This is a genomic window from Bordetella saccharivorans, from assembly GCF_045862855.1.
In the GTDB taxonomy this organism is placed as follows: Bacteria; Pseudomonadota; Gammaproteobacteria; order Burkholderiales; family Burkholderiaceae_B; genus Bordetella_A; species Bordetella_A petrii_F.
Genome location: NZ_BAAFZO010000001.1, coordinates 3,937,706 through 3,963,070, shown reverse-complemented (window position 1 = coordinate 3,963,070; position 25,365 = coordinate 3,937,706). Strand labels below are relative to the sequence as shown.

The following is a 25,365-nucleotide window of genomic DNA, read 5'->3' as shown; positions in this document are numbered from 1 at the left end:
CAGCTACCGGCGCGCGGCCGGCTCAGAAATGCTCGTCCTCGCGCAAGTAGCGCCACTGCCCCATCGGCAGGTCGCCCAGCCTGACCCGGCCGATGCGCACGCGCTTCAGGCCCACCACCTTCAGGCCCACCAGTTCGCACATCCGGCGGATCTGGCGCTTGCGGCCTTCGCGCAGCACGAAGCAGAGCTGGTCGGCGTTCTGCCACCGCACCTGCGCGGGCTTGAGCGCCTTGCCGTCGAGCGACAGGCCGTGGTTGAGCAGCGCCAGCCCGCGCGCATCGAGGCGGCCCTGCACGCGCACCAGGTATTCCTTGTCGACGCCGGAATCCTCGCCGATGAGGTGACGGGCGATGCGGCCGTCCTGCGTCAGCACCAGCAGGCCGTGCGAATCGATGTCGAGCCGCCCCGCCACTGCCAGGCCCTGCAGGTGCGCGCGCGAGAAGCGCAGCGGCGCGCGGTCGCGCGCATAGCGCGAAGCCGCCGTGACGAGCGCCGCGGCCGGCGTGTAGCCTTTCTCGGCCTGGCCCGACACATACCCCACCGGCTTGTTGATCAGGATGGTGACACGCGCCGTCTGGCGGGCCTGGGCGGCGCGCTCAAGCGTGATGACCTGGTCGGGGAAGGCGCGCGCGCCCAGTTCGGCGACCACTACGCCGTCTACCCGCACCCAGCCGCGCTCGATGTAGCTGTCGGCCTCGCGCCGCGAACAGAGGCCGCGCTCGGCCATCAATTTCGAGATTCGTACTTTTTCCATGGGACTTTGCCTGCCGGGCCGGCCCCGACGCGGGGCGGCCGGCGATTGTCGCATTGTAGGCCGGCCCGGGCCGGCGCCGGCCTTGGCATAATAGGCACCCATGAAAGTCCCGTCTCCCCTGGCGCCTGGCTGGCTGGCCGCCGTCCCTCCCTCGTTGTCGCCCGCTCACAAGTATTGGCTGATGCGCCCCGGCGCCCTGACCGCCGGCCTGCGCGCCCTCGGCACGGTGCGCCTGCGCGTGCTGGCCGAATATGCCGAAGGCGCGCCTGTCGACGAAGCGCGCGGCATGGGCCTGGCGCCCGCCAGCGCGGTGTGGGTGCGCGAGATCCTGATGTCGGTCGACGGCGTGGACAGCGTGGTGGCGCGCAGCCTGACGCCGCTGGCGGCCTCGCACGGCGTGTGGCAGGGCATGCGCCGGCTGCGCACGCGGCCGCTGGCCGACATGCTCTACCACGACCGCAGCATCGAGCGCTCGGCCTTCGTATGCCGCCGCCTGGCCGCGCCGGTGCCGTTCCATGCCACGGCGCGGCGCGCCCAGCCCGGCATGGCGGGCGCGCTGTGGGCCCGGCGCTCGGCATTCTGGCGCCATGGGCAGCCGCTGCTGGTGGCGGAATGCTTCCTGCCGGCGTTCTGGCGCGAAGTCGAACGCCATCCGGCCTGACCGCGCCGCGGCCCGCCGCCCCGCTCAACGCCAGGGGTCAGGCTCCAGCGTGACCTGTCCCGCGGCGGCCGACACGAAGGCCGCGCCGTCCTGCACATTGACGTGCACGTCCATGGTGCGTTCAGCCAGCGCGCCGAGTTCGCGCGTCTGCGCGGCCGGCAGGTTCACCACCCGCAGGTTGCGGACCCGCGCGAGCTTGTTGCGCACGCCATCCCACCATACCGTGCTGGCGTGCCCGCCGTAGCAGTACACCACCACCTGGGCGGCGCGCCCGCAGGCCTTGAGGATGCGCCGCTCGTCGGGGTGGCCGACTTCGATCCACAGATCGATGGCGCCGGTGAGGTCTTTCAGCCAGACGTCGGGCTCGTCGGTTTCGCTCAGGCCCTTGGTGAACGCCAGGCCTTCCTCGGCATGCAGGGCGTAGGCCAGCAGCCGCACCATCATGCGCTCGTCGGTTTCCGAGGGATGGCGGGCGATGGTCAGGGCATGGCTGCCGTAATAGTGGCGATCGGTGTCGGCGACATGCAGGTCGGCTTTGTAGATGGTTGCGCGCAGGGCCATGGGGAATCCGGCGGCGCCAGGCCGCGAAAAGCGCTAATGATACCCGCGCGCCGCCACGCGCCCCTGTGCTCGCGGGCCGCGCGGCGGTATGCTGGCGCTTTGTCCCGCCGAGGCCGCCATGACGCCCGCCACCGCCCTGATCGCTTTCTGCCTTGCCGCCGGCATCCTGACGCTGACGCCCGGGTTGGACACCGCCCTGGTGCTGCGCACCTCCGCCGTCGAGGGCGGCCGGCGCGCCATGCTGGCCGGCCTGGGCATCTGCGCCGGCTGCCTGGTCTGGGGCGTGGTGGCCGCGCTGGGCCTGGGGTCGCTGCTGGCGGCCTCGCGGACCGCCTATGACGTGCTGCGCATCTGCGGCGCGGGCTATCTGTTCTACCTGGGCGTGAAGCTGCTGTGGCGCGCCGTCCAGGGACATCCGTCGGCCGCCGCGGCCGGCCCGGCCGCGCCGCCCGCGTCGAACTGGTCCGGCACGGGCGCGCAGTGGTTCCTGCGCGGCTGCCTGACCAACGTGCTCAACCCGAAGGTGGGGGTGTTCTACGTCACGTTCCTGCCGCAGTTCATTCCGGCGGGGGTGGATGTCCTGGGTTTCAGCCTGCTGCTGGCGGGCTTGCATGCCTTGATGGGCGTGCTGTGGTTCGCGGCGCTGGTGGCGGCCACCCGGCCGCTGTCCCGCTGGCTGCAGCGGGGCGGTGTCTTGCGGGGGCTGGATGCGGTCACCGGGGGGGTGTTCGTGGCGTTCGGGGTGAAGTTGGTGATGGAGCGGCGGTGAAGGGTGTGCGCGCGAAGAACCTGAGTATTGATTCCGTCGGGGCGGGAGGCGGGCCGCCCCGACTCGCATCGTCTCCGCTCATTTCATCGCTGGGACGGGCAGCTTTCTGGCGCTTCGTCGGATGCGCTGGTGGGAAAGAGAAACATCTTACAGTGCCGCACAACGGGGCCCGCCCTGCGCGGGTCCCGTTATGCATTTGGACATCATGAAATGACGGCGGCTGGCATCGGAGCCTGACACTCTTGGATGTAAAGCCCGGAGAGCGCTCCCGGCACGCCTCGACGGTCACAAGCACCCATCTACGTCACGCATAAACCCCCACGGCGTGCCGGGCCACGTAATGTCCGTCGCCGACCTGCACCAGCGGCGCCACGACCGGATCGTCGCCGACCCGGCGCACCGGGCTGGGGATTTCGTCGACGAGCAGCGAGCGCTTGCGGTGGCGGCGCTGCGGGTCGGCGATGGGCACGGCGTCCATCAGCTTGCGTGTGTAGGGATGCTGCGGGTTCTCGAAAATGGCGCGGCGCGGGCCGATCTCGACGATCTGGCCCAGGTACATCACGGCCACGCGATGGCTGACGCGCTCGACCACGGCCATGTCGTGCGAGATGAACAGCAGGGACACGCCCAGCTCGCGCTGCAGGTCCAGCAGCAGGTTGACGATCTGCGCCTGGATGGAGACGTCCAGCGCCGACACCGACTCATCCGCCACGATGACCTTGGGATTGAGGGCCAGGGCGCGCGCGATGCAGATGCGCTGGCGCTGGCCGCCCGAGAACTCATGCGGGTAACGTTCGATCATGTCGGGCAGCAGGCCGCATTTGTCCATCAGCCAGCGCACCCTTTCCTCGGCCGCCCTGCCCTTGGCCACGCCGTGGATCAACAGTGGCTCCATGATGGAATAGCCGACCGTCATGCGCGGATCCAGCGACGCGAACGGGTCCTGGAATATGAACTGGATATGGCGCCGCAATGACTGCATAGCGGCGCCGCGCAGCGCGCCGATGTCGCGGCCGTCGAACTCGATGCGGCCGCCCTGGCTCTTGACCAGCTGCAGCAGCGAACGGCCGGTGGTGGTCTTGCCGCAGCCCGACTCGCCCACCAGCGACAGCGTTTCGCCGGGGTAGAGATCGAAGCTGACCTGCTCCACCGCGTGGACGCGCTTGTGCACGCGGCCCAGCACGCCGCCGGCGATGTCGAAGCGGGTGACCAGGTCCTTGACGCGCAGCACCGGGCCGCCGTCGCGGCGCACCGTGCTGCCGGCCGGGGCGGCGCCCGGCTCCGGCTGCGCGCCGGCCTGCGCGTCTTCGACACGCAGCAGCGGGAACGGCGCAGGCTCGTCGGTGCCCCGCATGGACCCCAGGCGCGGCACCGCCGACAGCAATGCGCGCGTGTAGGCATGGGCCGGCGCGGCGAAGATGTCGTCGGACCGCCCCTCTTCGACCTTGTCGCCACGGTACATGACCAGCACGCGGTCGGCCACTTCGGCCACCACGCCCATGTCGTGCGTGATGAAGATCACGCCCATGTCCATTTCTTCCTGCAGCTGGCGGATCAGCTGCAGGATCTGCGCCTGGATGGTGACGTCCAGCGCGGTGGTCGGCTCGTCGGCGATCAGCAGTTGCGGCTTGCACGACAGCGCCATGGCGATCATCACGCGCTGGCGCATGCCGCCGGACAACTGGTGCGGGTAGCGCTCGAGGATGGCGCGCGCCTCCGGGATGCGCACGCGCTCCAGCATGCGCAGCGCCTCGGCGCGCGCCGCGCCGGCATCCAGGCCCTGGTGCAGCTGCAAGGCCTCGGCGATCTGCGACCCGGCGGTGAAGCTGGGATTGAGCGAGGTCATGGGTTCCTGGAAGATCATCGCCACATCGGCCCCGCGTACCCGCTGCAGCACGCTTTCGCCGGCCCGCGCCAGGTCCAGGACCTCGCCGCCGCGGCGCCGCAGCCGCATGTCGCCGGCGACGATCTTGCCGCCGCCGTACTCCACCAGCCGCATCAGCGCCAGCGACGTAACCGACTTGCCGGAACCCGACTCGCCGACGATGGCCAGCGTCTCGCCGCGATCGACGTGGAACGACACGTCGCGCACCGCCTCCACCACCCGTTCCGGCGTATTGAAGCGCACCGTCAGGCCGTCGACCTGCACTACCCTTTTTTCGTCCATGCTCGTCATCGTGTTCACTTGTCCTGGCGCGGGTCGAGCGCGTCGCGCAGGCCGTCGCCCAGCAGGTTGAAACCCAGCACGGCCAGGAAAATCGCCGAACCCGGGAAAATCGACATCCAGGGCGCCTGCGTCATGAAGTTCTTGGCCGTGTTCAGCATCGAGCCCCACGACGGGTTGGGCGGTTGCAGCCCCAGGCCCAGGAACGAGAGGCTGGCTTCGGCAATGATGGCGGTGGCAATGGTGATGGTGGCCTGCACGATGAGCGGCGGCATGATGTTGGGCAGTATGTGGCGCACGATGATGCGCGTGTCCGATGCCCCCAGCGCGCGCGAGCTCTGCACGTAATCCTCGTTCTTCACGGCCAGCACCTGGCCGCGCGCCAGCCGGATGAACTTCGGCGCGGCGGAAACCCCGATGGCGATCATGGCGTTGGTCAGGCTGGGCCCCAGGAAAGCCGCCAGCGCGATGGCCAGGATCAGGAACGGGATGGCCAGCAGGGCCTCGGTGCAGCGCGACACCACGCTGTCGATCCAGCCGCCGAAGTAGCCCGACACCAGGCCGAACGGCACGCCCACGATGAGTGCGATCACCACCGACACCAGGCCGGCCATCAGCGAGGCGCGCGCGCCGTACAGCATGCGGCTGTAGATGTCCCGGCCCAGTTCATCCGAGCCCAGCCAGAAGGCCGCCGAGGGCGCTTTGCGGATCGACATGAAGCTGGTCTGCAGCGGGTCGTGCGTGGCCAGCAGCGGCGCCAGCAGCGCCAGCGCCACGAAGGCCAGCACGATGGCCGCGCCGAGCAGCGCCACGCGGTTGCGTTTGAACTTGCCCCAGGCGCGGTTGCGGCTGCGGGGCGGCGGTACGGCGTTCGCCGTGGCGAGATGTGCGCTCATGCGTGCCTCAGGCGGGGGTTGACCAGGATGTAGAGAACGTCGGCCAGCAGGTTCATGATGATGAAGCCCACCGCGACGCACAGCACCACCCCCTGCACGACCGCATAGTCGCGGGTGAATACCGCGTCGACGATCAGCTTGCCGAAGCCGGGGATGGTGAATACCTGCTCGGTCAGCACCGCGCCGGCCAGCAGTTCGCCGAACAGCAGCGTCACCAGCGTCACAATGGGCATCAGAGCGTTGCGCAGCGCATGCTTGAGCACCACGCGGCGCGGCGACACGCCCTTGGCGCGCGCGGTGCGCACGTAGTCGGCGCTGAGCGCCTCCAGCATGGCCGAGCGGGTATGCCGCATCAGGTAGGCGGCGATGGCGGTGGACAGCACCAGCGCCGGCATCAACATGGTCTTCATCGACATCCAGAAGTCTTCCGCCGGCGAGACATAGCCGGAAGCCGGCAGCAGGCGCCACTTGACCGACACCAGCATGATCAGCAGGATGCCGAGCCAGAAATTGGGAATCGACATGCCCGACAGCGCCGCCACGTTGGCGCCCATTTCGGTGGCGGTGCCCTTGCGCACGGCGGCGACGATGCCCATGGGGATGCCGATCAGCAGCGCGAAGAACATTGCCATGGCCGCCAGCTGCAGCGTCACCGGCAGCTTCTGCGCGATGAGCTGGGTGACCGGCACGTCGGTCCGCAGCGACTTGCCCAGGTCGCCCTGCAGCACCTGGGCGACCCAGGCGCCGTACTGCACGGGCAGCGGGTCGTTCAGGCGATATTTCTCGCGCAGGTAGTCGAGGACGGCGGGGTCGCGCTCTTCGCCCGCCAGCGTGAGCACCGGATCGCCGGGAAGGATTTTCTGCAGCATGAAGACGATCATCGACACCAGTATCAGTGTCGGGATCGCCACCAGCACGCGGCGCAAGATGATTTTGAACATGGGCTGGACCTGAAACTCTGGAACGGTGCGCGCCGCTGCGCCCCCAAACGCGCGGGCCGTGCATTGCGGCACGGCCCGGTTGCATCAGGCGCGCGGTGCGGCTCGCGTCATTGGGCGAACGACACGCCCTTGAGGCGGATCATGCCATCCGGGTAGGGCTTGAAGCCCTGCACCTTCTTGGCCAATACGAACGGCCAGGGCTGGTAATAGATATACACCGCCTGGGCATCTTCCTGCAGGATGGCCTGCGCCTGGTCGTAGAGCGCCTTGCGCTTGGTCTCGTCCGGCACGGTGCGGGCCTCGGCCAGCAGCTTGTCGACCTCGGGATTGCAGTAGCGGCCATCATTGAGGGCGCCCTTGCAGGTGACGAACTGGTAGATGTTGCCGTCCGGATCGACCCGGCCGGACCAGCCGCGCATCAACAGCTCGAAATTGCCGCTTTGCGCTTCGTTCAGCAGCGCCGCGTACTCGGTGGGCCGCAGGCTGAGCTGGAAGCCGGCTTCCGCCGACATGGCCTGCACCATCTCGGCGATGGCCGAGGTGGTGGTGTTGTTGCCGAACGCCAGCTCGGCCCTGACCGTTTCCTTGCCGGCTTCCTTCAGCAGTGCCTTGGCCTTGGCGATATCGCGCGCCGGGATGGGGAACTTGTCGCTGTGATACGGGCTCGCGGGCGGGAACGGCTGGTTGGCCGGATCGAAGATGCCGCCGCCGACCACCTCGTTGATGATGTTGCGGTCCAGCGTCAGCTCGAAGGCGCGGCGCACCCGCTCGTCCTTGAACGGATTGGTCTCGGCGCGCTTGCCATTGGCCACGTTGAAATAGAACTGCTGGTAGCCCAGGCCCGAGACGGGCGCGAACTGCAGGCTGGCGTCGCTCTTGACCTGCTGGGCATCCGACGGATTCATGCGCTCCAGGATGTCCAGTCCGCCGGCGCGCAGGTTGGACAGGCGCACGGTGGTGTCGGGAATGGGCAGGAAGGTGACGCGCTTGAAGGCGTAGTTGCCGGCGTCGTAGTACTGGTCGAACTTGTCCAGCACGATGCGGTCATTCTGCACCCGCTCGACGAACTTGTAGGGCCCCGAGCAGACCGGCTTGCGGCCCACGGCCGCGGTGTCGTCGCTGAAGATCTTCGGCGACATCATCATGCCGGCGCGGTCGGACAGCGCGGCCAGCAAGGTGGCGTCGGGCTGCTTGAGCGTCAGCACCAGGGTCTGCGCGTCGGGCGCCTCGACCTTGGCCACCGAACCCAGCTCGCCCTTGCGCATGCTGTCCTGCAGCGTCATGGCGCGCTCGAGATTGGCCTTGGCCGCCGCCGCGTCGAACTTGCTGCCGTCATGGAACAGCGCGTCGGTGCGCAGCTTGAACGTCAGCACGGTGTTGTCGTCGTTCCAGGACCACGACTGCGCCAGTTGCGGCACGAATTGCAGTTTCTCGTTGACGTCGACCAGCTTGTCGCACAGCGATGTGAAGACGATGCGGCCCACGTAGGTACGGGCGCGGTGCGGATCGAGTACGTCGGGGTCTTCCTGCAGGCCGATGCGCAGCTCCTGCGCCAGCGCCGTCCCCGAGGCGGCGGCCAGCAGCGCGGCGCACACCCCCAGCTTGAAGTGCTTGAGCTTCATGTACGTTTCCCTTGTATGTGTGTTATGAGCACCGGCGCCGGCCCCGCGAGGGCGCCGGTGCCGGCCCAGCATGCCATGTTGCGGCCTAGAAGCCAACCGCCTGGCCATCGCGGCGGCCGTCGCTGGCGGCGACATAGCCGGCCTCGTTATCGCTCTCGTGCATGCGCCAGATGAACTGGCCGGCGCCGAAATCCATGTAGGGATCGTCCACCGACTTCATGGAATGGCCCAGCGCCCGCAGCCCCTCGACCGTGGCGCGATTCATGGTGGACTCGATGTCCAGCGTGAAATCGCGGTTGACCTTCCAGCGCGGCGCGCAGCACGCCGCCTGCGGCTGCTGGTGGTAGTCGAGCATGCGGATGACGGTCTGCAAGTGGCCCTGCGGCTGCATGTCGCCGCCCATCACGCCGAAGCTCATGACCGGCTTGCCGCCGCGCGTCAGGAAGCCCGGGATGATGGTGTGGAACGGACGCTTGCCGCCGTCCACCACGTTGGGCGACTTGGGATCCATGGAGAAACCCACGCCGCGGTTCTGCAGGCTGATGCCGGTGCCCGGCACCACGACCCCCGAGCCGAAGCCCATGTAGTTGGACTGGATGAACGAGATCATCATGCCGCTTTCGTCGGCGGCGGTCAGGTAGATGGTGCCGCCGGCATGCGGGCGGCCCGCCTCGAAATGGGTGGCGCGGTCCAGGCGGATCAGCTTGGCGCGGCTTTCCAGGTAGGCGTCGGACAGCATCTGCTGCGGCGTGACGTCCATGGTGCGCGGATCGGACACGTAGCGGTACAGGTCGGCGAACGCGAGCTTCATGGCCTCGATCTGCACGTGCTGCGACTGCACGGAGTCGACCGGCATGCCGGCCAGGTCGAAGTGCTCGCAAATGCCCAGCGCCATCAGGGCGGCAATGCCCTGCCCGTTGGGCGGGATTTCGTGCAGCTCGTAGCCGCGGTACGCCTTCGAAATGGGCTTGACCCATTCCGGCCGGTAGCCGCGCAGGTCGTCCAGCGTCATGGCGCCGCCGCACTCCTTGCTGAAGGCGGCGATTTTCTCGGCCAGTTCGCCTTCGTAGAAATCGCGCCCGCCGCTGGCGGCGATGCGGCGCAGTGTATAGGCCGCGTCGGGGATGCGGAAATGCTCGCCCACGGCCGGCGCGCGGCCGTTGGGCATGAAGGCCTGCGCGTAGCCAGGCTGGTCGGCCAGCTCGGCCGCCGCGGCCGCCCACTTGTGGGCCACCACCGGCGGCACGGCGTAGCCACGCTCGGCGATCTCGATGGCCGGCTCGAACAGGTCGGCAAACGGCAGCTTGCCGAGCTTCTCGTGCAGGGTGGCCCAGCCGGCCACCACGCCCGGCACGGTGGCGGCGTCCCAGCCGCGCTTGGGCTGCTTGGCCAGGCCGTCCGGCCCGGTGCCGTACTTGCGCTTGAAGTATTCGACGTTCCAGGCGGCCGGCGCCACGCCCGAGGAATTCAGGCCATGCAGCTCCTTGCCGTCCCAGACAATGGCGAAACAGTCGCCGCCCAGCCCGCACGACACCGGCTCGACCAGCACGATGGTGGCCGCCGCCGCGATCGCGGCGTCGACCGCGTTGCCGCCCTTGAGCAGCATGCGCAGGCCCGCCTGGGCCGCCAACGGGTGGGAAGTGGAGACGACATTGCGGGCGAACAGCGGAATCCGGAACGAAGGATAGGGATTGTTCCAGTCGAAAGTTTTCATGGACGCAGGCTCAAGGGGAAAAGACAGTCGAAATTACTCTTGTGCTCTAATTAAATCAATTTGAATATTTGATTTCTCATACAAATTAATTTTATGAGCAGCATCCGCTTCCTGCGCAGTTTCCTGGCGGTGGCCCACCATGGCTCGTTTTCGGAAGCGGCCGAGCAGGTCGCCCTGACCCAGGCGGCCATCAGTTTCCAGATGCGCGCGCTGGAAGCCGAGCTGGGCCGCGAGCTGTTCGACCGCAGCGGGCGGCTGGCCATTCTCAATGCCGCCGGGCGCGAACTGCTGCCCGACATCAAGCAACTGGTGGACCTGTACGACCGCCTGAAGCTGCCGCGCAATGCGCCCGGCGAGCTGGCCGGCGCGGTCTCCATCGGCGCCATCGTGTCCTGCATGGGCACGCTGTCGAAAGTCGTGTCGCACCTGAAGCGCCGCCATCCCAGCCTGGACGTCAAGGTGCTGTCGGGCAAAGCCAGCGAGCTGGCCGGCAAGGTCGAGGCCGGCGAGCTGGATGCCGCCTTCGTGGTGGAGAGCAGCCGCAAGATGACCAGCATGCGCTGGACCCCGCTCTATGAAGAACCGCTGGTGGTGGTGGCGCCGCCCTCGGCCGCGGGCCAGACCGCCCACGCGGTGCTGGCGGCCAACCCCTTCCTGCGCTTCGACCGCACCCAGCGCACCGGCCGCCAGATCGACCGCGTGCTGCGGCGGCTCGGCTTGCCGGTGGCCGAGTTCCTGGAACTCAATGCCATCGAGACGCTGGTCGAACTGGTGCGCCAGGAAGTGGGCGTGACGCTGCTGCCGCTGCTCAACGGCTCGAACTGGCAGGCCAGCCCGGACCTGCGCATCCTGCCGCTGCCGGACGAGCTGGGGCATCCGGCGCGCGGCATCGGCATGGTCGAACGGCGCGACCACGCGCGCCAGGACATCACGCGCGAGATCTGCGCGCAAAGCCTGGCGATGTTCCGCGCCCGGGCGCCGGGCGCCGGCGCGGAAGCGTGAGCGACGCCGCCGCCTCCGCTACGCGCGCAGGCCCATCGCCGGGTCGCTGATCGACGGCCTGCCGGTTTCCACGCGCCCGGCGTAGCGGCGCAGATAGCCGGCGTCGCCGGCCACCGTGACGCTGAAGTCGTACCAGCCGCCGCTGTCCTTCAAGGACCAGTGCTGCTGCACTTCCGCCCCGGCCGCCACCTCGAATGACCAGCGCTGGTTGCCGGTGTAGTAGGCGTTGGGCGCGACCTGGAACGTGCAGGCCGCCTGGCCGCGGTTCAGGAACGATACATAGACGTCGCCCTGGGAAATCTCGTAGCAGACACGGATTTCCGGGTTGGCCGACTGCGGCCCGGCCACGGCGTTCAGGTTGCCCTTGAAGTGGCGGTGGTAGCCGTTCGGACCGAGCACCCAGAGGTCGTAGGCGCCGCCGTCGGCGCGGGTGTCCCAGCGCCCGTCCAGTTCCGAACCGGCATGCAGCGTGTAGCGGCGCGGCAGGCGATCGAGATGCAAGCGGTCATACACATGGAACACCGCGGCCGCCGTGCCCGTATTGGCGAACAATAGCTGCATGGCCGCGCCGGACGGGTCGGCGCGCCCGCTGGTGTGCAATTCGTAGGGCAAGGCCCGCGAATAGCGCACGCCGGGCGTCTGCTCCGGCAGTTGCTGGCCGCTCGCTTCCGGTACCGGCACCTGGGCCAGCGCTTCTTGCTGCGCGCGGATCAAGTCGGCCTGCGTCTTGCTCAGCAGTTTCAGGTCGGGCAGCGGCTCGCTGTTGGGCGTGGCGAAGTCGAATGCCGACGCCAGGTCGCCCATCACGGCGCGCCGCCAGGGGCTGATGTTCGCCTCGGCCACGCCGAAGCGCGCCTCCAGGAACCGCAGCACCGACGTGTGATCGAAGACCTGCGAGTTCACCCAGCCGCCGCGGCTCCACGGCGAAACCACGTACATGGGCACGCGCGGCCCCGGCCCGTAGACGCGCTGGTCGGCCGGATCCTGGCGCGAGGCCACCATGTGGCGCTCGAAAGCGGTGTCCACGGTGGAGGCGCCCGCCATCGAGCCGTCCGGGTTGAACGACGGCGCGGCCGGCGGCGGCACATGGTCGAAGAAGCCGTCGTTCTCGTCGAAATTGATGAGCAGCACGGTCTTGCTCCAGACCTCCGGGTTGGCCGTGAGCGCATCCAGTACTTCCTGGATATACCAGGCGCCCTGGACCGGGCTGGACGGCCCGGGATGCTCGGAGTACGCGGCCGGGGCCACCACCCACGACACTTGCGGCAGGTTGCCGCTGGCGGCGTCGTCGCGCAGGGCCTGCAACATGCCGCCGTCCGGCATAGTGTTGGCCACGCCCTTGTACAGCGGGTTGGCGGCGTCCATCGAGGGCGTCCACATCGGGTACGGCGCGCCGTCGGGCGCGTTGCCGGCCTGCTCGTTGGCGCGGCGGAACTGCTGGAAGCCGGCCAGCGAGTTGTCGGTGAAATTGTCGGGCAGGTTCTGATAGACCTTCCACGACACGCCGGCCTCCTGCAGGCGTTCCGGATACGTGGTCCAGGTCCAGCCCTCGGTGGAAGCGCCCAGGCCATCCCATTGGTTGCGGGTCGAAGGGCCATTGCCGGCGCCGGCGGGGTCATTGGTGCCCGTCCACAGGAACAGCCGGTTGGTATTGGTGCCGCCGTGCGTGGAGCAATGATAGGCATCGCACAGTGTGAAGGCCTCCGCCAGCGCGAACTGGAACTCCAGCTCGGCCTGGCGGTAATAGCCCATGGAATGGTCTTCCTTGTGCAGTGGCCACTGGTCCATGCGGCCGCCGTCCCAGGCGGCCTGCGCATCGGGGTAATCGTGCGGCGTGCCGGCGACCCGCTGCGCGTTGCCGCGCATGCTGTCCAGGTGATACGGCAGTACTTCGCGCGCGCCATTGGACTGCTGCCAGACCGAGCGCCCGTCGGGCAAGGGTATGGTGAAACGGTCGCCGAACCCGCGCACGCCCTTGAGCGTGCCGAAGTAATTGTCGAACGAGCGGTTTTCCTGCATGAGAATCACCACGTGTTCGACGTCCTGGATGGTGCCGGTGCGGTTGTTGGCCGGAATCGCCAGCGCCCGACGGATGCTGGGCGGCAGCGCGGCGAGCGTCGCCATGCCGGTGGCGGCGATGGCGCTGTTGCGCAGGAACCGGCGCTTGGCCGGCGAGGCGGGAGGATGTTGCGGCATGAAAGGATCCTGGATGATGTCGAAACGGCCGCGCTCAGGGCGCGCAGCGCAGCACCGGCTCGGTGGGCGTAGTCGGGGGATTGGGCGGCGCGACATCATCGTCGTCATCGGAATCGCCGCTGCCGCAAGCGGCCAGCGAAGTACACAACAGCGCCACCGCCGCGAGGCGGTACAGAGTGGACAGATTCATGGTTGGAGGTTCCTTGGTCGGAGGCAATGGCGCGCCCGGCGCGCCGCACGGCGATCCTAGGGGTCGACAATGACAATTGACCGACTGCGCCCGCCGTGGCGGCCGCCTGCAACACTCGCCGCCGCTCACATGGCTGTCATATGCATGCGGTAGGGTCGCGCAGATCGAGCCATCATCCCTGTCCCGCATGCGCCTGCGTCCGTCCTTCACCGCCCCCCCTGCCCCGCGCGTCGTGCGCGTGCTCGCCATCGTCGCGGCCGCCGCCGGCGCTGGTTTGTGGGGCGCCATATTGCTGGCGCCGGGCCCGGCGCCGCTGCCGCCCGCCCTGGCCACGGCCGCGCCGGCGGCGTCGGACACGCGGGCCGTGGCGCTGCTGTTCGGCACGGACCAGGCGATCGACACGCAGGTATCGGTATTGGGCTTGATCTCGGCTGGCACGCAAGGGTCGGCGGTGCTCAGCGTCGACGGCGGCCCCGCCCGCGCCTACGGCATCGGCGCGGAAGTCGCGCCCGGACTTGCGCTGGCAGGAGTCTCCGCGGCCGGCGTCGAGCTGGATCGCAATGGCATGCGCGTGCGCGCCAGCGCGCCCGCGCAAGCGGCGCCGTCCGGCATCGTGCCGGCGCCCTGATGGCGACAGTATTACTGTCATATTTCTGACGCATCATTGCCGCTTTCCATACGTACCAGCGGAGAAACACTGTGCGTCAGTTCCAGCGCGCGCGTGCCCGGCAACAGGGCTTCACGCTAATCGAGATCATGGTCGTGATCGTGATCATGGGCATCCTGGCCGCCCTGGTGGTGCCGCGCGTGCTCGACCGGCCCGACCAGGCCCGCCGCGTGGCCGCGCGCCAGGACATCAGCGGCCTGATGCAGGCGCTCAAGCTGTACCGCCTGGATAGCGGCCGCTACCCGAGCACCGCCGAAGGCCTGCAGGCCCTGGTCAAGCAGCCCGAGGGCGCGCGCAACTGGCGCCCCTACCTGGACCGCCTGCCCAATGACCCGTGGGGCCACCCGTACCAGTACCTGAATCCGGGCGTGCGCGGCGAGATCGACGTGTTCACCTTCGGCCCGGACAACAAGGCGGGCGGAGAGCAGGATGATGCGGACATCGGTTCGTGGGACCTCTGAAGCCGGCTTCACGCTGATCGAGATGCTGGTGGTGGTGGCGATCATCGCCATCGGCGCTTCCATGGTCAGCCTGTCGATCGCCTCGTCGTCAGGACGCGAACTGCGCAGCGATGCCGAACGCCTGGTCGACGCCTTTGCCGTCGCACAGAGCGAAGCGCGCAGCGATGGCCGCGCCATCCGTTGGCGCGCCGATGCGCGCGGCTGGTCGTTCGAGCGGCGCGGCCGCGCGCCGCGCCTGTCGGCCCAGGACGACGGCCCGCGCGCGCCGGACCGCTTCGAGAATGACAGCGCGCTGCGCCCGCAAGCCTGGAGCGCGCCGCCCGTGTCGCTGAGCGTGGCGCCCGATCGCCCGGTCGTGTTCGGCACCGAATGGATCGCCGACCCGCTGGCGCTGGAGCTGGCCGCCAACGGCGACACGGTGCGGATCGAACGCGATGCCGCGGGCGGCTATGCGATCCGCTGAACGGCGCCGCCGCCCTGCGGTGCAGGCGCAGCGCGGCTTCACGCTGATCGAAGTGCTGGTGGCGCTGGCCATCATCGCGGTGGCCATGGGGGCGGCCATGCGCGCCACCCAGGTCATGCTGGACAACAACCGCGCCATCCGCAACAAGACGCTGGCGCTCATGGCGGCCGAGAACGCCCTGGCGCAACTGCGCCTGGAGCAGGCTTTTCCGCGCGCCGGCACCCAGACCACGCCCTGCCCGCAGGGCGCCCTGGCGCTGCGCTGCGAACTGGAGATCCGCAATTCGCTGAACCGCAACTTCCGCCAAGTGACCGTGCGGGTGCGCGACAGCGGCCAGGGCGGCGCCACGCTGACCGAGCTGACCGGCCTGGTCTCGCAAATACGATGAGACGCGCGCGCCACGCCCACCCTGCGCGCCAGCGGGGCTTTACCTTGATCGAAGTGCTCATCGCCATTGCCCTGATGGCGCTGGTCAGCCTGCTGTCGTGGCGCGGGCTGGAACAGGTATCGTCGGCGCGCGCCTGGCTGGACGACCAGACGCAGGAACAAGCCGTCGTGCTGCGCACCCTCGGCCAGCTGGAGCGCGACCTGAATCGCGCCTACACCGGCGTGCCGGCCGGCGCCGCCGGCGACAACACGCTGCTACCGGCCGGCATCCACGTTGCGCAGGCCGCCGGCGCGGCGCTACTGGACATTGTGCGCGCCACGCCCCAGGGCGGGCTGTGGCAGCGCGTCACCTGGCGCCTGCGGCCCGACGGCTTGTGGCGCTACAGCGGCGCGGCCGCGGCGCGCTATCCGTTGCCCGAACCGGCCGAAGGCGCCCTGGTCATGCCCGGCGCCACCGCGCTGGCGCTGCGCGCATGGGTGCCCGGGCGCGGCTGGCGCGACCCGCTGCAACCGGAAACGACGCGCGCCAGCGGGCTGGAAGTGGCGGTCGAGCGGCGCCTGCGCGGCCAGGCCGAGCGCTACACGCGCGTGGTGGTGCTGCCATGACGCCCGGCCGCGCGCGACAGCAAGGCATGGCGGTGGTCAGCGCGCTGATCGTGGTCGCCATCGTGGCGGCCCTGACCAGCGGGCTGTTCCTGCGCCAGACCTCGGCGATCCGCCAGGTCGAGAACGAACAGGCGCGCATCCAGGCGCGCTGGCTGCTGCTGGGCGGGATCGACTGGGCCCGCCTGATCCTGGGCGAGAACGCCCGCCGCGAAGCCACGGTGCGGCGCGACCAGCTATGGTCCACGCCGGTGCTCGACACCCGCATCGAAGGCGGCGACGATGAGCGCGCGGCGGTGTTCTCGGGCAGCATCCAGGACGAACAAGGCAAATACAACCTGTACAACCTGGCCGAGCGCGGCGTGGTCGACGAGACCCAGCTCGACGTGCTGGCGCGCCTGCTGGCCGCCCTGGGCCTGCCCGACACGCTCGCCCCGCGGCTGGCCGAGCACGTCGCGCTGACGCAAGGCCGCGCGCCCGCGGCGCCGCAGGCGCCCGGCGAGACGCCGGCGACCAGCGCCGGCGGCGCGCGCGCGCCGCAGCCGCGCGGCATCGAGGACCTGGCCGCGCTGCTGCAGGTCGACCAGGCTGGCGCGCGCGCCATGCGGCGCACCATGACGCTGCTGCCGGCCGCCAGCCTGGTCAACGTCAACACCGCCGAACCCGAGGTCATCGCGGCCCTGGTGCCGGGCCTGAGCCTGGCCCAGGCGCGCGCCGTGACCGGCGAGCGCGACCGGGGCCGCTGGTTCAACGACAGCGGCGACTTCACCAACCGGCTGTCCACCGGCGACCCGCCCTTGCAGGTGCCGCCGGTCACCACCACCAGCGAATGGTTCCTCGCCACGGGCACCGTGGCCTACCAGCGCGCGCGCGTCAGCATGCAGGCCCTGGTCAGCACCGCCCGCCAGCGCGCTCCTGAAACTGTATGGATAAGAGAAACACCGTAAAGAACGTGCTGCGCGTGGCCCTGCCGCGCCTGGCCGAATGGACGGACAGTACGCCGCTGGCCTATGCCTGGATCGACCGCCAGGGCCGGGTGGCGCGCGGCGGCGGCCTGGCGGCGGCCGCGCTGGCGGCCGCCTTTCCGAACGCGCGGGTGCAGGCCATGTTGCATCCGGACGATGTGATCGTGGCGACCTTGACGGTGCCGGCCGTGCCCGCCAGCCGCCATGCCGCCGCCGTGCACGGCGCGCTGGAGGGGCTGGTGCTGGGCGATCTGGACACCTTGGCGGTGGGCCACGGCGGCCGCGCCGCCGACGGCAGCGTGACGGCCGCCTGGATGGCCCGCGAACCGCTGCGCGCCGCCTGGCAGCGCCTGTCGGCGGCCGGCCTGGCGGTGCAGGCGTTCTACCCTCTGCAAGTCTGGTCCGATACGCCGGACACGGCGCAACCGGCGCCGCTGCAAGACGTCGCCGATCCACGCTGGCTGGCGCCCGGGCCCGGCTGGTCGCTGGCCGTGCCGGACCTGGCGCCGCGCCGGCCGTCGCGCTGGCGTGGCGCGGCGGCCTGGCTGGGGGTCGCCGCGGCGATCTGGATCGCCGGCCTGAACCTGTATGCCCTGCAGTTGCAGCGCGAGACGGACGCGCTGCGCAGCGCCATGGAACGCGATGTGCGCGACGCGTTCCCCGACATCCCGGTAGTGCTGGACCCGCTGCGCCAGGCCGAACGCGGGCGCGACGCGCTGCTGGCGGGCCAGGGCGATGCGTCGGGCGACGACTTCCTGTCGCTGGCGCGCGTGGCGGCCCAGGCGTTGCCGTTCGCCGCCGACGCAGTCGACCGGATGACCTACCGCGACGCCACGCTGACACTGCGCCTGCATGCCGCCCCCGCCGGCCAGGACACGGCCGCGGCGACCGACCGGCTGGCCGAGACGTCCGCCATCCTGCAACGCGCCGCGGCGCTGGGCGCGCGCATCGAGCGCGACGACGGCGGCGATTGGCGCATCACGAGAGTCCGCCCATGAACCTGCCTGCCTCCCTGCGCGCCAGCCTGGCGCCCTGGACGCGCCGCGCCGAGGCCGGCTGGCAACGCGCCGCCGCCTGGTACAGGCAGCGCCCGCCGCGCGAGCAGCGCCTGTTGGCCGCGGCCACCGCGGTCGCGGCGCTGGCCCTGCTGTTCCTGCTGCTGATCGAACCGGCCTGGTCCGCCATGCGGCAGGCGCAGCGCGACTTGCCGGCGCTGCGCGCCCAGGCCGCCACCGTGGCCGACCTGACAGCACAAGTGCGCGCCATGCAGCGCCATGGCGCAGGCAACGCGGCGCCGGCCATGCCCACCGCCGAGGAGCTGTCGGCCAGCCTGCGGCGCGAAGGCCTGCCCGACGAAGCGTGGACGCTGGCCGCGCCGGCCGAATCCGCCGGCGCCGCGCCGGACCCCGGCGTGACGCTGAGCTTGCGCGAGGCGCCATCGTCCGCGCTGTTCCGCTGGCTCGACACCGCCGCGCGCGACTGGCGGCTGTCAGTCGCCCAGGCAGAGCTCACGCGCGCCACCAATCCGGCCGGCCGCCGCCTGCCGGGCCGCCTGAGCGGCACACTCACCCTGCGCCCCGCTGCCCCTGCTTCCTGATGCGTCTGTCCCTGCCCGCTTCCTTCTCGCTGCCGCTGGCCGCTCTCGCCTGCTGCAGCGCCCTGCTCGCCGCCCTGCCGGTGTTGCCGGCCCGCTGGTTCACACTGTTGATACCCGATGATGCAATGGTGGCGCTGGCCGGCGCCGACGGCACCGTGTGGCGCGGCAGCGCGCAGCTCGCGCTGGGCCCGCCCGGGGCCCGCCGCCTGCTGCCCCAGCCGGTGCGCTGGCAATGGCGCGCGGGCGCGCTCGAACTGTCGCACCCCTGGCTGCGCGGCCCGGTGCGCCTGCAGCCGGGCTGGAACGGCGTGACGGTCTCGGCGCAGAACCTGCAGATGCCGGCGGCGGTGCTGGCCGCATTTGGCGCACCGCTCAATACGGTGGCGCCGGGCGGCCAGATCGAAGTGCAATGGCGGCCGTTCCTGCTGGGCAGCATGCCGCCGGCCGGCGAGCTGGGCGTGGGCCGCTGGACGCAAGCCTCGTCCGCCCTGTCGCAAGTGCGTCCGCTCGGCGATTATCGGCTGCGTGCCAGCGCGGCCGACGGCGCGATCGAGCTCCAGCTCGGCACCGAGGCCGGCGTGCTGGAGCTGACCGGCAGCGGCCAGGTGCGCAAGGGACGGCTGCAGTTCCACGGCATCGCGCAGCCGGCCGCGGGGGCCAGCGACGCGCAGCGCGCCGCCCTGACCGGACTGCTGGGCGCGCTGGGGCCGGTGTCGGACGGCAAGAGCCGCTTCGGCACGCCGCGCTGAGCGCCGCCGGCTCAGGCGTCGCGCGTGACGCGCAGGATTTCCTCGGGCGAGGTGGCGCCGACCTCGACCCAGCGCTGGCCGTCGTCGCGCAAGCTGCGCATGCCCGCGCGCAGGGCTTGGGCGCGCAAGGCCTGTTCGTCGCGCCCCTCGTGGATCAGGCGCCGCACGTCCTCGTCCACCGTGAATAGTTCGTGGATGCCGGAGCGGCCGCTATAACCAGTGTGGTTGCACGCCGGGCACCCCACCGGACGGTAGACCACGCCCCCATCCGGCAAGGTATCCGGCCGGCGGCATTCGTGGCACAGTTGCCGCACCAGGCGCTGGGCCAGCACGCCCAGCAGCGACGAGGCGAGCAGGAATGGCTCGACGCCCATGTCGACCAGCCGCGTGACGGCCGAGGTGGCGTCGTTGGTGTGCAGCGTGGCCAGCACCAGGTGCCCGGTCAGCGAGGCCTGCACGGCGATCTGCGCGGTTTCCAGGTCGCGGATCTCGCCGATCATGATCACGTCCGGATCCTGCCGCAGGATGGCCCGCAGGGCCAGCGCGAAGGTCATGTCGATCTTGGCGTTGACCTGCGTCTGGCTGATGCCGGGCAGGTCGTACTCGATCGGGTCTTCGACGGTAAGGATGTTGGTGGTCGAGGCATCCAGGCGCGACAGCGCCGCGTACAGCGTGGTGGTCTTGCCGCTGCCGGTCGGGCCGGTCACCAGCACGATGCCGTGCGGCTGGCGGATCAGGTTGTCGAGCTGGGCCAGCACCGCCGGACTCATGCCGAGCTTCTCCAGTTGCAGGCGCCCCGCCTCCTTGTCGAGCAGGCGCAGCACGGCGCGCTCGCCATGGCCGGTGGGCAGCGTCGACACCCGCACGTCGATGGGGCGCCCGCCCACCCGCAGGGCGATGCGGCCGTCCTGCGGCAGGCGCTTCTCGGCGATGTCCAGATTGGCCATGATCTTGATGCGCGAGATCAGCGCCGAGTGCAGCGCCTTGCGCGGGCTGACCACGTCGCGCAGCACGCCGTCGACCCGGTAGCGCACCACCGAATGGGTCTCGTACGGCTCGATGTGCATGTCGCTGGCGCCATCGCGCGCGGCCTGCGCGAACAGCGCGTTGATCATGCGGATCACCGGCGCGTCGTCCTGCGTTTCCAGCAGGTCGGCTACTTCGGGGATGTCCTGCAGGAGCCGGTCCAGGTCGATCTCGTTCTCGGCCACGCCCATGACCGAAGCGGCGTCGGCGGTATCGCTGTACGCGGCGTTGAGCAGCGTCTCGAGTTGCCCGTCGTCCACCTGCGTGACGGGCACTTCGCCATGGCAGCGCCTGATCTCGCGGATGGCCCAGGCGGGCGTGCGCGCGCTGATGGTCAATTGCGAGGCCCCGGGCCGCAGCAGCAGCACGGCGCGCTGCGCGCGCGCCCAGGCGAACGGCAGCGGGTAGGCGTTCACAGGTGCGTCACCAGTTCGGCCCGGTAGCCCAGCTCCCTGAGCAGCGCCACGGCTGTATCCACCGTGGTAGCGTCGCGCGCCACATCGGAGCGCACCACGAAGCCCTGCCCGCCCGGCCCCACCTGCACGTAGGCGCTCAGGCCGCTGATGCGCACGCGCTGGGCAATGCGGTCGGCCTCGGCCTGGCTTTCCACCGAGGCCACTTGCAGAATGGTGGTGTCCTGGCGCGTCTCGGCATATAGCGCGGACGGGTCGGTGGCGATGCTGACGCCCAGCGGCAGATTGGCGCGGATCGGCAGGCTGGGATCGGTGCCGCCCGGCGGCTCGGGCAACTGCCGCACGCGGAAGGTCTGGGTGGTGCGCGGCGGGTCGCGGCGCATGGTCGCGGCGGCGGCCTCCGGCCGCAAGTCGTACTCGGCGCCGCCCACGGACTGCACGCGCGCCGGCGGCAGCAGCGGAGCCTGCAGGTCGGGCAGCAGCCAGTGCTTGCCGGGCTGCGCCTGGCTTTGCGCGCGGCGCATGTAGTCATAGCGGTTGAGCGTGACGTTGGCGCTGTCGCGCGCGTCACGCACCACGTAGGGCCGCAGGAACACCATCAGGTTGCTCTTGGTGCGGCGCCGCGTGTCGTAGCGGAACAGCGCCCCCAGCACCGGAATCGAGCTCAGGCCGGGCACGGCGTTGGTGGAGGTGCTGACGCTGTCTTCCAGCAAGCCGCCCAGCACGATGATCTGGCCGTCGTCGACCAGCACGCTGGTATCGATGGCGCGCTTGTTGGTGACCAGGCCGGTGGTCTCGCTGGAGCTGGCCTCGTCGATGCTGCTGACTTCCTGGTAGATGTCCAGCTTCACCGCGCCGCCTTCGGAAATCTGCGGGCGGATGTTCAGCTTCAGGCCGATGTCCTCGCGCTCGATGGTCTGGAACGGGTTGTTGCTGCCGGCGCTGCCGGAAGTCACATACTGCCCGGTGACGAACGGCACTGTCTTGCCCACCAGGATGCTGGCCGGTTCGTTGTCCAGGGTCAGCAGGTTGGGCGTCGACAGGATGTTGGCCTCGCCGCTATTCTGCAGCGCGCGCGCCAGCACGTTGAGGTTGATCACCTGGTTGCCCAGCACATCGACGGTGCCCTTGACCAGGCCCAGCGTCAGGCCGCGCCCCAGCGCGTCCAGGGTGGTGGCGCCGGTGCCGGCGCTGCCGATGCCGCTGCCGCCCAGGTTGGTGCCACCGACGAAGCCGCTGCCGTCCAGGCTGCCGGCGCCGGTCATCCACTGGATGCCGAACTCGGCCGCCTTCTCCTGGCTGACTTCGACGATCAGGCTTTCCACCAGCACCTGCGCGCGGCGCTGGTCGAGCTGGTCGATCACCTCGCGCAGGCTGCGATACAGCGGCTCGGGCGCCGAGATGATCAGCGTGTTGGTGGCCGGGTCGGCTTGCACCGTGGCGCCGCCGCCGGAATACGTCACCGCCTGCCCGGCGCCGCCGTCGTCGCGCTCGATCTGCTGCTGCTGGCCGAAGGAGCTGCCGCCGCCCAGCCCTCCCGATGTGCTGGAGCCGCTTACCGGGATGCTGCTCGCGCCGCGCGTCGATGTGTTGCCGCGATTGCGCGAACTGGCGCCCGTCCCGCCGCCCGTGCTCGGCCCGAGGGCGGCCCCTTCGCCCCCCGCGCCGTTGAGCGCCTGGCTGCTCAGCAACCCGCCGAGCACTTCGGCCATGCGCGACGCCTGCGCGTTGCGCAAGTACACCACGTGCAGGTTGCCGGGCCGCGCCGATTGCGAGTCCAGTTTCTCGATCAGGTCGCGGGCCAGCTTGGTGCGGGCCGGGCTGCCGGCGCGCACCAGCACGCTGTTGGTGCGCGGGTCGGCCACCATGGCGATGCGCTGTGTCGGATCGTTGTTCTGCGCGTCCAGCAGTTGCGTGGCCAGCGAGGCCAGGTCCGACGCGACGCCGTACTTGACCGGCACCACGTCGGTGTCGATGGCGCTGGGCACGTCCACCCGCGCGATCACGCGGGCGATCCGGTCCAGGTTGTCGGCGTAGTCCGTCACCACGATGGTGTTGTTGCCCGGATACGCGTTGATGGGATTGTTGGGCGGCACCAACGGCCGCAGCACCGGCAACAGGTTCGCGGCGTTCTCGTACTTGAGCGAGAACACGCGCGTCACGACCTCGCTGCCGCGCGCTTCGCGCGCGAACTCGGCCATCGGGACCGGCGCCGGCGCGCCGCTGCGCCGCGGGGCGTCCGTCACCACGGTGCTGCCCTGCAGCTTGGCGTCGGCCTCGGGCACCACGCGCGTCACGCCGTCGACTTCGACGATGGCGTAGCCCTGCATGCGCAGCGCGCCCGCCAGCATGGCCAATGCCGTATTGCGGTCGACCGGGCGTTCAGACACCAGCGTGAGCTTGCCTTTGACGCGCGGGTCGACCAGGTAATTGCGCTGCGTGAATAGCGATAGCGCGCGCAACACCGCGGGAATGTCGGTGTCGACGAAATTCAGGCTGACGCGCTGGTCGGCCGGCTGCGCCTGGGCATGGACGGGCGGCAGCGGCAGTGCGGCGTTCGCAACGGCGAGCAGGACAGCCAGGGTGGTTTTTTTAAGGCGGCGCATGAGATATGTGAACAGCAAAGGAGCGGTAAATTGCGGCCGAGTATACGGGGTACCCCTGCAACACTATCGTCATATTTCGCGGTCAATGTGGCGGCCTGGAAATCCTTGAAAGCGCGGGCTTTTTTCGCATGCCGTCGTTCCGTTACGAAGCCACCGACCTGGTGGGCAAGATCGTCCATGGCACCCTCGATGCCGAAACCGAGCGCGGCGCGCGCAACCAGTTGCGCGCCCGCGGCCTGGTGCCGCTGTCGACGGTGGCCGCGGCGTCGCGCCAGGGCGCGGGCGCCGGCATGCTGCAGCGCCGCCTGTCCGACAGCGAGCTGGCCTGGCTGACGCGCCAGCTCGCCAGCCTGCTGGCCGCGCGCCTGCCGCTGGACGCCGCGCTGAGCGCGACGCTGGAGCAGGCCGAGAGCCGCCACGTGGCGGCCGCGCTGACCGGCGTGCGCGATGAAGTGCGGGCCGGTTTCCGGCTGGCCGATGCGCTGGCGACACGGCCGCGCGACTTCCCGGAGATCTATCGCGCGCTGGTGGCCGCCGGCGAGGAATCCGGCGACCTGGCCCAGGTGATGGAGAAACTGGCGGGCTACATCGAAGAGCGCAACGCGCTGCGCGGCAAGGTGATGACGGCGTTCATCTATCCCGCCGTGGTGGCCTGCGTGTCGGTCATCATCGTGGCGTTCCTGCTGGGCTATGTGGTGCCGCAGGTCATCACCGCCTTCGACCACGCGCACCAGCAATTGCCGCTGCTGACGCGCATCATGCTGGCGCTGAGCGATTTCGTGCGCCAATGGGGCTGGGCCAGCGCCATCGGCGCGGTGGCCGCTTTCTCGCTATGGCGCCTGGCGCTGCGCGCGCCGGCGCGCCGCGAAGCCTGGCATGCGCGGCTGCTGCGGCTGCCGCTGGCGGGCCGTTTCGTGCTGGGCGTGGACGTGGCGCGCTTCGCCTCGACGCTAGCCATCCTCAGCAGCAGCGGCGTCAGCCTGCTGGGCGCGCTGGGCGCGGCGCGGCGCACCCTGGGCAACGAGCGCCTGCGCCGCGCCGTCGACGAGGCCACCGAGCGCGTGCGCGAAGGCGCGCCGCTGGCTTCCGCGCTGGCGGCGCAGAAGGTGTTCCCGTCGTTGTTGATCCACCTGATCGCCAGCGGCGAAAAGACTGGGCGCCTGCCGGAACTGCTCGAGCGCGGCGCGCAGAACCTGTCGCGCGACCTGGAACGCCGCGCCATGGCCATGACCGCCCTGCTGGAACCGATGCTGATCCTGCTGATGGGCGGCTTCGTGCTGCTGATCGTGCTGGCGGTGATGATGCCGATCCTGGAAATGAATCAGCTGGTGCGCTGAGAGCCTGAGGGCTGTGCGCGGTGTCTGACACGCAAGGTGTCAGACACCTGGGTTGCCCCACCGGCAGGTGCCGGGCCCCGCAGGTGCCCGACACCGGGGTCCCACGCAAGGTGTCAGACACCTGTGCTGCCCCACCGGCAGGTGTCAGGCTCCGCAGGTGCCTGACACCGGGATCCCCATGTCGGCCGGACATCGCCTGGCGCGCCGGGTCCGCCGATCCCGGCCGGGCCGTGCCGGCGCCCTTACAGCGCCTGTTCGCCGTTCTCGCCGGTGCGGATGCGGATGGCCTGCTCGACCGGAGTGACGAAGATCTTGCCGTCGCCGATCTTGCCGGTGCGCGCCGCCTTGATCACCGCCTCGATGGCCGGTTCGACCATGTCGTCGGCCAGCACCACCTCGACCCGGATCTTCGGCAGGAAATCGACCACGTACTCGGCGCCGCGATAGAGCTCGGTATGCCCCTTCTGGCGGCCGAAGCCCTTGACTTCGGTGACGGTCAGGCCGCTGACTCCGACCTCGGCCAGCGCCTCGCGGACTTCGTCGAGCTTGAAGGGTTTGATGATGGCGGTGACTTGTTTCACGTTGTTGTGGTCCTGAGGAAAGATCGAAGGCGGCGCGGAT

25 protein-coding genes are annotated in these 25,365 nt (G+C 70.0%); 13 read left to right on the top strand and 12 right to left on the bottom strand.

What is annotated here, in order from left to right; all coding sequences use genetic code 11:
• Nucleotides 1–22: 22 nt before the first annotated feature.
• Complete coding sequence (locus ACKTT0_RS19085) at nucleotides 23–754, bottom strand: pseudouridine synthase (RefSeq protein ID WP_407851350.1); 732 nt, start codon at nucleotides 752–754, stop codon at nucleotides 23–25.
• Between the two features lie 100 nt (nucleotides 755–854).
• Here ACKTT0_RS19085 and ACKTT0_RS19080 point away from each other — a divergent pair, with 100 nt between their 5' ends.
• The gene (locus tag ACKTT0_RS19080; protein ID WP_407851349.1) at nucleotides 855–1,415 is read left to right on the top strand and encodes a chorismate--pyruvate lyase family protein; all 561 of its coding nucleotides are present in this window, start codon (nucleotides 855–857) and stop codon (nucleotides 1,413–1,415) included.
• Between the two features lie 24 nt (nucleotides 1,416–1,439).
• On the opposite strand, the gene ACKTT0_RS19075 is transcribed toward ACKTT0_RS19080, so the two are convergent.
• Entirely contained in the window at nucleotides 1,440–1,976 is a 537-nt protein-coding gene (locus ACKTT0_RS19075; protein WP_407851348.1) for a YaeQ family protein, read from the bottom strand.
• 118 nt (nucleotides 1,977–2,094) lie between these two features.
• Here ACKTT0_RS19075 and ACKTT0_RS19070 point away from each other — a divergent pair, with 118 nt between their 5' ends.
• Nucleotides 2,095–2,745, top strand: coding sequence for a LysE family translocator (locus ACKTT0_RS19070; RefSeq protein ID WP_407851347.1), 651 nt, complete (start codon nucleotides 2,095–2,097; stop codon nucleotides 2,743–2,745).
• A 304-nt stretch (nucleotides 2,746–3,049) separates the two neighbouring features.
• Here the strand turns inward: ACKTT0_RS19070 and ACKTT0_RS19065 are convergent, their stop codons facing one another.
• The 5 genes from ACKTT0_RS19065 to ACKTT0_RS19045 form a co-directional block, all read right to left on the bottom strand.
• Nucleotides 3,050–4,912 (bottom strand): dipeptide ABC transporter ATP-binding protein, encoded by a 1,863-nt coding sequence (locus ACKTT0_RS19065; protein WP_407851346.1) that lies wholly within the window; start codon nucleotides 4,910–4,912, stop codon nucleotides 3,050–3,052.
• 14 nt (nucleotides 4,913–4,926) lie between these two features.
• The gene (locus tag ACKTT0_RS19060; RefSeq protein WP_407851345.1) at nucleotides 4,927–5,805 is read right to left on the bottom strand and encodes an ABC transporter permease; all 879 of its coding nucleotides are present in this window, start codon (nucleotides 5,803–5,805) and stop codon (nucleotides 4,927–4,929) included.
• Nucleotides 5,802–6,746: an ABC transporter permease gene (locus tag ACKTT0_RS19055; RefSeq protein WP_407851344.1), complete on the bottom strand. Its 945-nt coding sequence runs from the start codon at nucleotides 6,744–6,746 to the stop codon at nucleotides 5,802–5,804. The genes ACKTT0_RS19060 and ACKTT0_RS19055 overlap by 4 nt, the downstream gene beginning before the upstream one ends.
• 107 nt (nucleotides 6,747–6,853) lie before the next feature.
• Nucleotides 6,854–8,368, bottom strand: coding sequence for an ABC transporter substrate-binding protein (locus ACKTT0_RS19050; RefSeq protein WP_028355468.1), 1,515 nt, complete (start codon nucleotides 8,366–8,368; stop codon nucleotides 6,854–6,856).
• Between the two features lie 85 nt (nucleotides 8,369–8,453).
• Nucleotides 8,454–10,082: a gamma-glutamyltransferase family protein gene (locus ACKTT0_RS19045; protein WP_407851343.1), complete on the bottom strand. Its 1,629-nt coding sequence runs from the start codon at nucleotides 10,080–10,082 to the stop codon at nucleotides 8,454–8,456.
• 93 nt (nucleotides 10,083–10,175) lie between these two features.
• On the opposite strand from ACKTT0_RS19045, the gene ACKTT0_RS19040 reads away from it, so the two are divergent.
• On the top strand, nucleotides 10,176–11,084 hold the full coding sequence (locus ACKTT0_RS19040) for a LysR family transcriptional regulator (RefSeq protein ID WP_028355466.1): 909 nt from the start codon (nucleotides 10,176–10,178) through the stop codon (nucleotides 11,082–11,084).
• Between the two features lie 18 nt (nucleotides 11,085–11,102).
• Here ACKTT0_RS19040 and ACKTT0_RS19035 read toward each other — a convergent pair whose 3' ends face one another.
• Both ACKTT0_RS19035 and ACKTT0_RS19030 read right to left on the bottom strand, forming a co-directional pair.
• Nucleotides 11,103–13,280 carry a phosphocholine-specific phospholipase C gene (locus tag ACKTT0_RS19035; RefSeq protein ID WP_407851342.1) on the bottom strand — a complete coding sequence of 726 codons (2,178 nt, stop codon included), beginning with the start codon at nucleotides 13,278–13,280 and terminating at the stop codon, nucleotides 11,103–11,105.
• A 34-nt stretch (nucleotides 13,281–13,314) separates the two neighbouring features.
• A complete protein-coding gene (locus ACKTT0_RS19030) occupies nucleotides 13,315–13,470 on the bottom strand; it encodes a hypothetical protein (RefSeq protein ID WP_407851341.1) in 156 nt (51 codons plus the stop codon).
• Between the two features lie 187 nt (nucleotides 13,471–13,657).
• On the opposite strand from ACKTT0_RS19030, the gene ACKTT0_RS19025 reads away from it, so the two are divergent.
• The 9 genes from ACKTT0_RS19025 (at nucleotide 13,658) to gspN (ending at nucleotide 19,362) form a co-directional block, all read left to right on the top strand.
• Nucleotides 13,658–14,098, top strand: coding sequence for a hypothetical protein (locus tag ACKTT0_RS19025; RefSeq protein WP_407851340.1), 441 nt, complete (start codon nucleotides 13,658–13,660; stop codon nucleotides 14,096–14,098).
• Nucleotides 14,099–14,169: 71 nt separating this feature from the next.
• Nucleotides 14,170–14,598, top strand: a complete 429-nt coding sequence (gspG, locus tag ACKTT0_RS19020) for a type II secretion system major pseudopilin GspG (RefSeq protein ID WP_407851339.1) — start codon at nucleotides 14,170–14,172, stop codon at nucleotides 14,596–14,598.
• Entirely contained in the window at nucleotides 14,567–15,061 is a 495-nt protein-coding gene (gene gspH / locus ACKTT0_RS19015) for a type II secretion system minor pseudopilin GspH (RefSeq protein WP_407851338.1), read from the top strand. Before gspG ends, gspH begins: the two co-directional genes overlap by 32 nt.
• Nucleotides 15,048–15,449, top strand: coding sequence for a type II secretion system minor pseudopilin GspI (gene gspI / locus ACKTT0_RS19010; protein ID WP_407851337.1), 402 nt, complete (start codon nucleotides 15,048–15,050; stop codon nucleotides 15,447–15,449). Before gspH ends, gspI begins: the two co-directional genes overlap by 14 nt.
• A complete protein-coding gene (locus ACKTT0_RS19005) occupies nucleotides 15,446–16,054 on the top strand; it encodes a prepilin-type N-terminal cleavage/methylation domain-containing protein (protein WP_407851336.1) in 609 nt (202 codons plus the stop codon). Before gspI ends, ACKTT0_RS19005 begins: the two co-directional genes overlap by 4 nt.
• Complete coding sequence (gene gspK / locus ACKTT0_RS19000; protein WP_407851335.1) at nucleotides 16,051–16,998, top strand: type II secretion system minor pseudopilin GspK; 948 nt, start codon at nucleotides 16,051–16,053, stop codon at nucleotides 16,996–16,998. Before ACKTT0_RS19005 ends, gspK begins: the two co-directional genes overlap by 4 nt.
• Nucleotides 16,977–18,014, top strand: coding sequence for a type II secretion system protein GspL (gene gspL, locus ACKTT0_RS18995; RefSeq protein ID WP_407851334.1), 1,038 nt, complete (start codon nucleotides 16,977–16,979; stop codon nucleotides 18,012–18,014). Before gspK ends, gspL begins: the two co-directional genes overlap by 22 nt.
• Nucleotides 18,011–18,613 (top strand): type II secretion system protein GspM, encoded by a 603-nt coding sequence (gene gspM / locus ACKTT0_RS18990; RefSeq protein WP_407851333.1) that lies wholly within the window; start codon nucleotides 18,011–18,013, stop codon nucleotides 18,611–18,613. Before gspL ends, gspM begins: the two co-directional genes overlap by 4 nt.
• On the top strand, nucleotides 18,613–19,362 hold the full coding sequence (gene gspN / locus ACKTT0_RS18985) for a type II secretion system protein N (RefSeq protein WP_407851332.1): 750 nt from the start codon (nucleotides 18,613–18,615) through the stop codon (nucleotides 19,360–19,362). Before gspM ends, gspN begins: the two co-directional genes overlap by 1 nt.
• A gap of 11 nt (nucleotides 19,363–19,373) precedes the next feature.
• On the opposite strand, the gene gspE is transcribed toward gspN, so the two are convergent.
• Together gspE and gspD are read right to left on the bottom strand one after the other, a co-directional pair.
• Nucleotides 19,374–20,804: a type II secretion system ATPase GspE gene (gspE, locus tag ACKTT0_RS18980; protein ID WP_407851331.1), complete on the bottom strand. Its 1,431-nt coding sequence runs from the start codon at nucleotides 20,802–20,804 to the stop codon at nucleotides 19,374–19,376.
• Nucleotides 20,801–23,407 (bottom strand): type II secretion system secretin GspD, encoded by a 2,607-nt coding sequence (gspD, locus tag ACKTT0_RS18975; RefSeq protein WP_407851330.1) that lies wholly within the window; start codon nucleotides 23,405–23,407, stop codon nucleotides 20,801–20,803. The genes gspE and gspD overlap by 4 nt, the downstream gene beginning before the upstream one ends.
• Nucleotides 23,408–23,535: 128 nt before the next feature.
• Here gspD and gspF point away from each other — a divergent pair, with 128 nt between their 5' ends.
• Nucleotides 23,536–24,744 carry a type II secretion system inner membrane protein GspF gene (gene gspF / locus ACKTT0_RS18970; RefSeq protein ID WP_407851329.1) on the top strand — a complete coding sequence of 403 codons (1,209 nt, stop codon included), beginning with the start codon at nucleotides 23,536–23,538 and terminating at the stop codon, nucleotides 24,742–24,744.
• 242 nt (nucleotides 24,745–24,986) lie between these two features.
• On the opposite strand, the gene ACKTT0_RS18965 is transcribed toward gspF, so the two are convergent.
• Nucleotides 24,987–25,325 (bottom strand): P-II family nitrogen regulator, encoded by a 339-nt coding sequence (locus tag ACKTT0_RS18965; protein ID WP_012249775.1) that lies wholly within the window; start codon nucleotides 25,323–25,325, stop codon nucleotides 24,987–24,989.
• Between the last annotated feature and the right edge of the window lie 40 nt (nucleotides 25,326–25,365).

Coding starts and splice junctions, on each gene's coding strand:
- ACKTT0_RS19085 (WP_407851350.1), bottom strand. CDS start 754: ATGGAAAAAGTACGAATCTCGAAATTGATGGCCGAGCGCGGCCTCTGT.
- ACKTT0_RS19080 (WP_407851349.1), top strand. CDS start 855: ATGAAAGTCCCGTCTCCCCTGGCGCCTGGCTGGCTGGCCGCCGTCCCT.
- ACKTT0_RS19075 (WP_407851348.1), bottom strand. CDS start 1,976: ATGGCCCTGCGCGCAACCATCTACAAAGCCGACCTGCATGTCGCCGAC.
- ACKTT0_RS19070 (WP_407851347.1), top strand. CDS start 2,095: ATGACGCCCGCCACCGCCCTGATCGCTTTCTGCCTTGCCGCCGGCATC.
- ACKTT0_RS19065 (WP_407851346.1), bottom strand. CDS start 4,912: ATGGACGAAAAAAGGGTAGTGCAGGTCGACGGCCTGACGGTGCGCTTC.
- ACKTT0_RS19060 (WP_407851345.1), bottom strand. CDS start 5,805: ATGAGCGCACATCTCGCCACGGCGAACGCCGTACCGCCGCCCCGCAGC.
- ACKTT0_RS19055 (WP_407851344.1), bottom strand. CDS start 6,746: ATGTTCAAAATCATCTTGCGCCGCGTGCTGGTGGCGATCCCGACACTG.
- ACKTT0_RS19050 (WP_028355468.1), bottom strand. CDS start 8,368: ATGAAGCTCAAGCACTTCAAGCTGGGGGTGTGCGCCGCGCTGCTGGCC.
- ACKTT0_RS19045 (WP_407851343.1), bottom strand. CDS start 10,082: ATGAAAACTTTCGACTGGAACAATCCCTATCCTTCGTTCCGGATTCCG.
- ACKTT0_RS19040 (WP_028355466.1), top strand. CDS start 10,176: ATGAGCAGCATCCGCTTCCTGCGCAGTTTCCTGGCGGTGGCCCACCAT.
- ACKTT0_RS19035 (WP_407851342.1), bottom strand. CDS start 13,280: ATGCCGCAACATCCTCCCGCCTCGCCGGCCAAGCGCCGGTTCCTGCGC.
- ACKTT0_RS19030 (WP_407851341.1), bottom strand. CDS start 13,470: ATGAATCTGTCCACTCTGTACCGCCTCGCGGCGGTGGCGCTGTTGTGT.
- ACKTT0_RS19025 (WP_407851340.1), top strand. CDS start 13,658: ATGCGCCTGCGTCCGTCCTTCACCGCCCCCCCTGCCCCGCGCGTCGTG.
- gspH (WP_407851338.1), top strand. CDS start 14,567: ATGATGCGGACATCGGTTCGTGGGACCTCTGAAGCCGGCTTCACGCTG.
- gspI (WP_407851337.1), top strand. CDS start 15,048: ATGCGATCCGCTGAACGGCGCCGCCGCCCTGCGGTGCAGGCGCAGCGC.
- ACKTT0_RS19005 (WP_407851336.1), top strand. CDS start 15,446: ATGAGACGCGCGCGCCACGCCCACCCTGCGCGCCAGCGGGGCTTTACC.
- gspK (WP_407851335.1), top strand. CDS start 16,051: ATGACGCCCGGCCGCGCGCGACAGCAAGGCATGGCGGTGGTCAGCGCG.
- gspL (WP_407851334.1), top strand. CDS start 16,977: ATGGATAAGAGAAACACCGTAAAGAACGTGCTGCGCGTGGCCCTGCCG.
- gspM (WP_407851333.1), top strand. CDS start 18,011: ATGAACCTGCCTGCCTCCCTGCGCGCCAGCCTGGCGCCCTGGACGCGC.
- gspN (WP_407851332.1), top strand. CDS start 18,613: ATGCGTCTGTCCCTGCCCGCTTCCTTCTCGCTGCCGCTGGCCGCTCTC.
- gspD (WP_407851330.1), bottom strand. CDS start 23,407: ATGCGCCGCCTTAAAAAAACCACCCTGGCTGTCCTGCTCGCCGTTGCG.
- gspF (WP_407851329.1), top strand. CDS start 23,536: ATGCCGTCGTTCCGTTACGAAGCCACCGACCTGGTGGGCAAGATCGTC.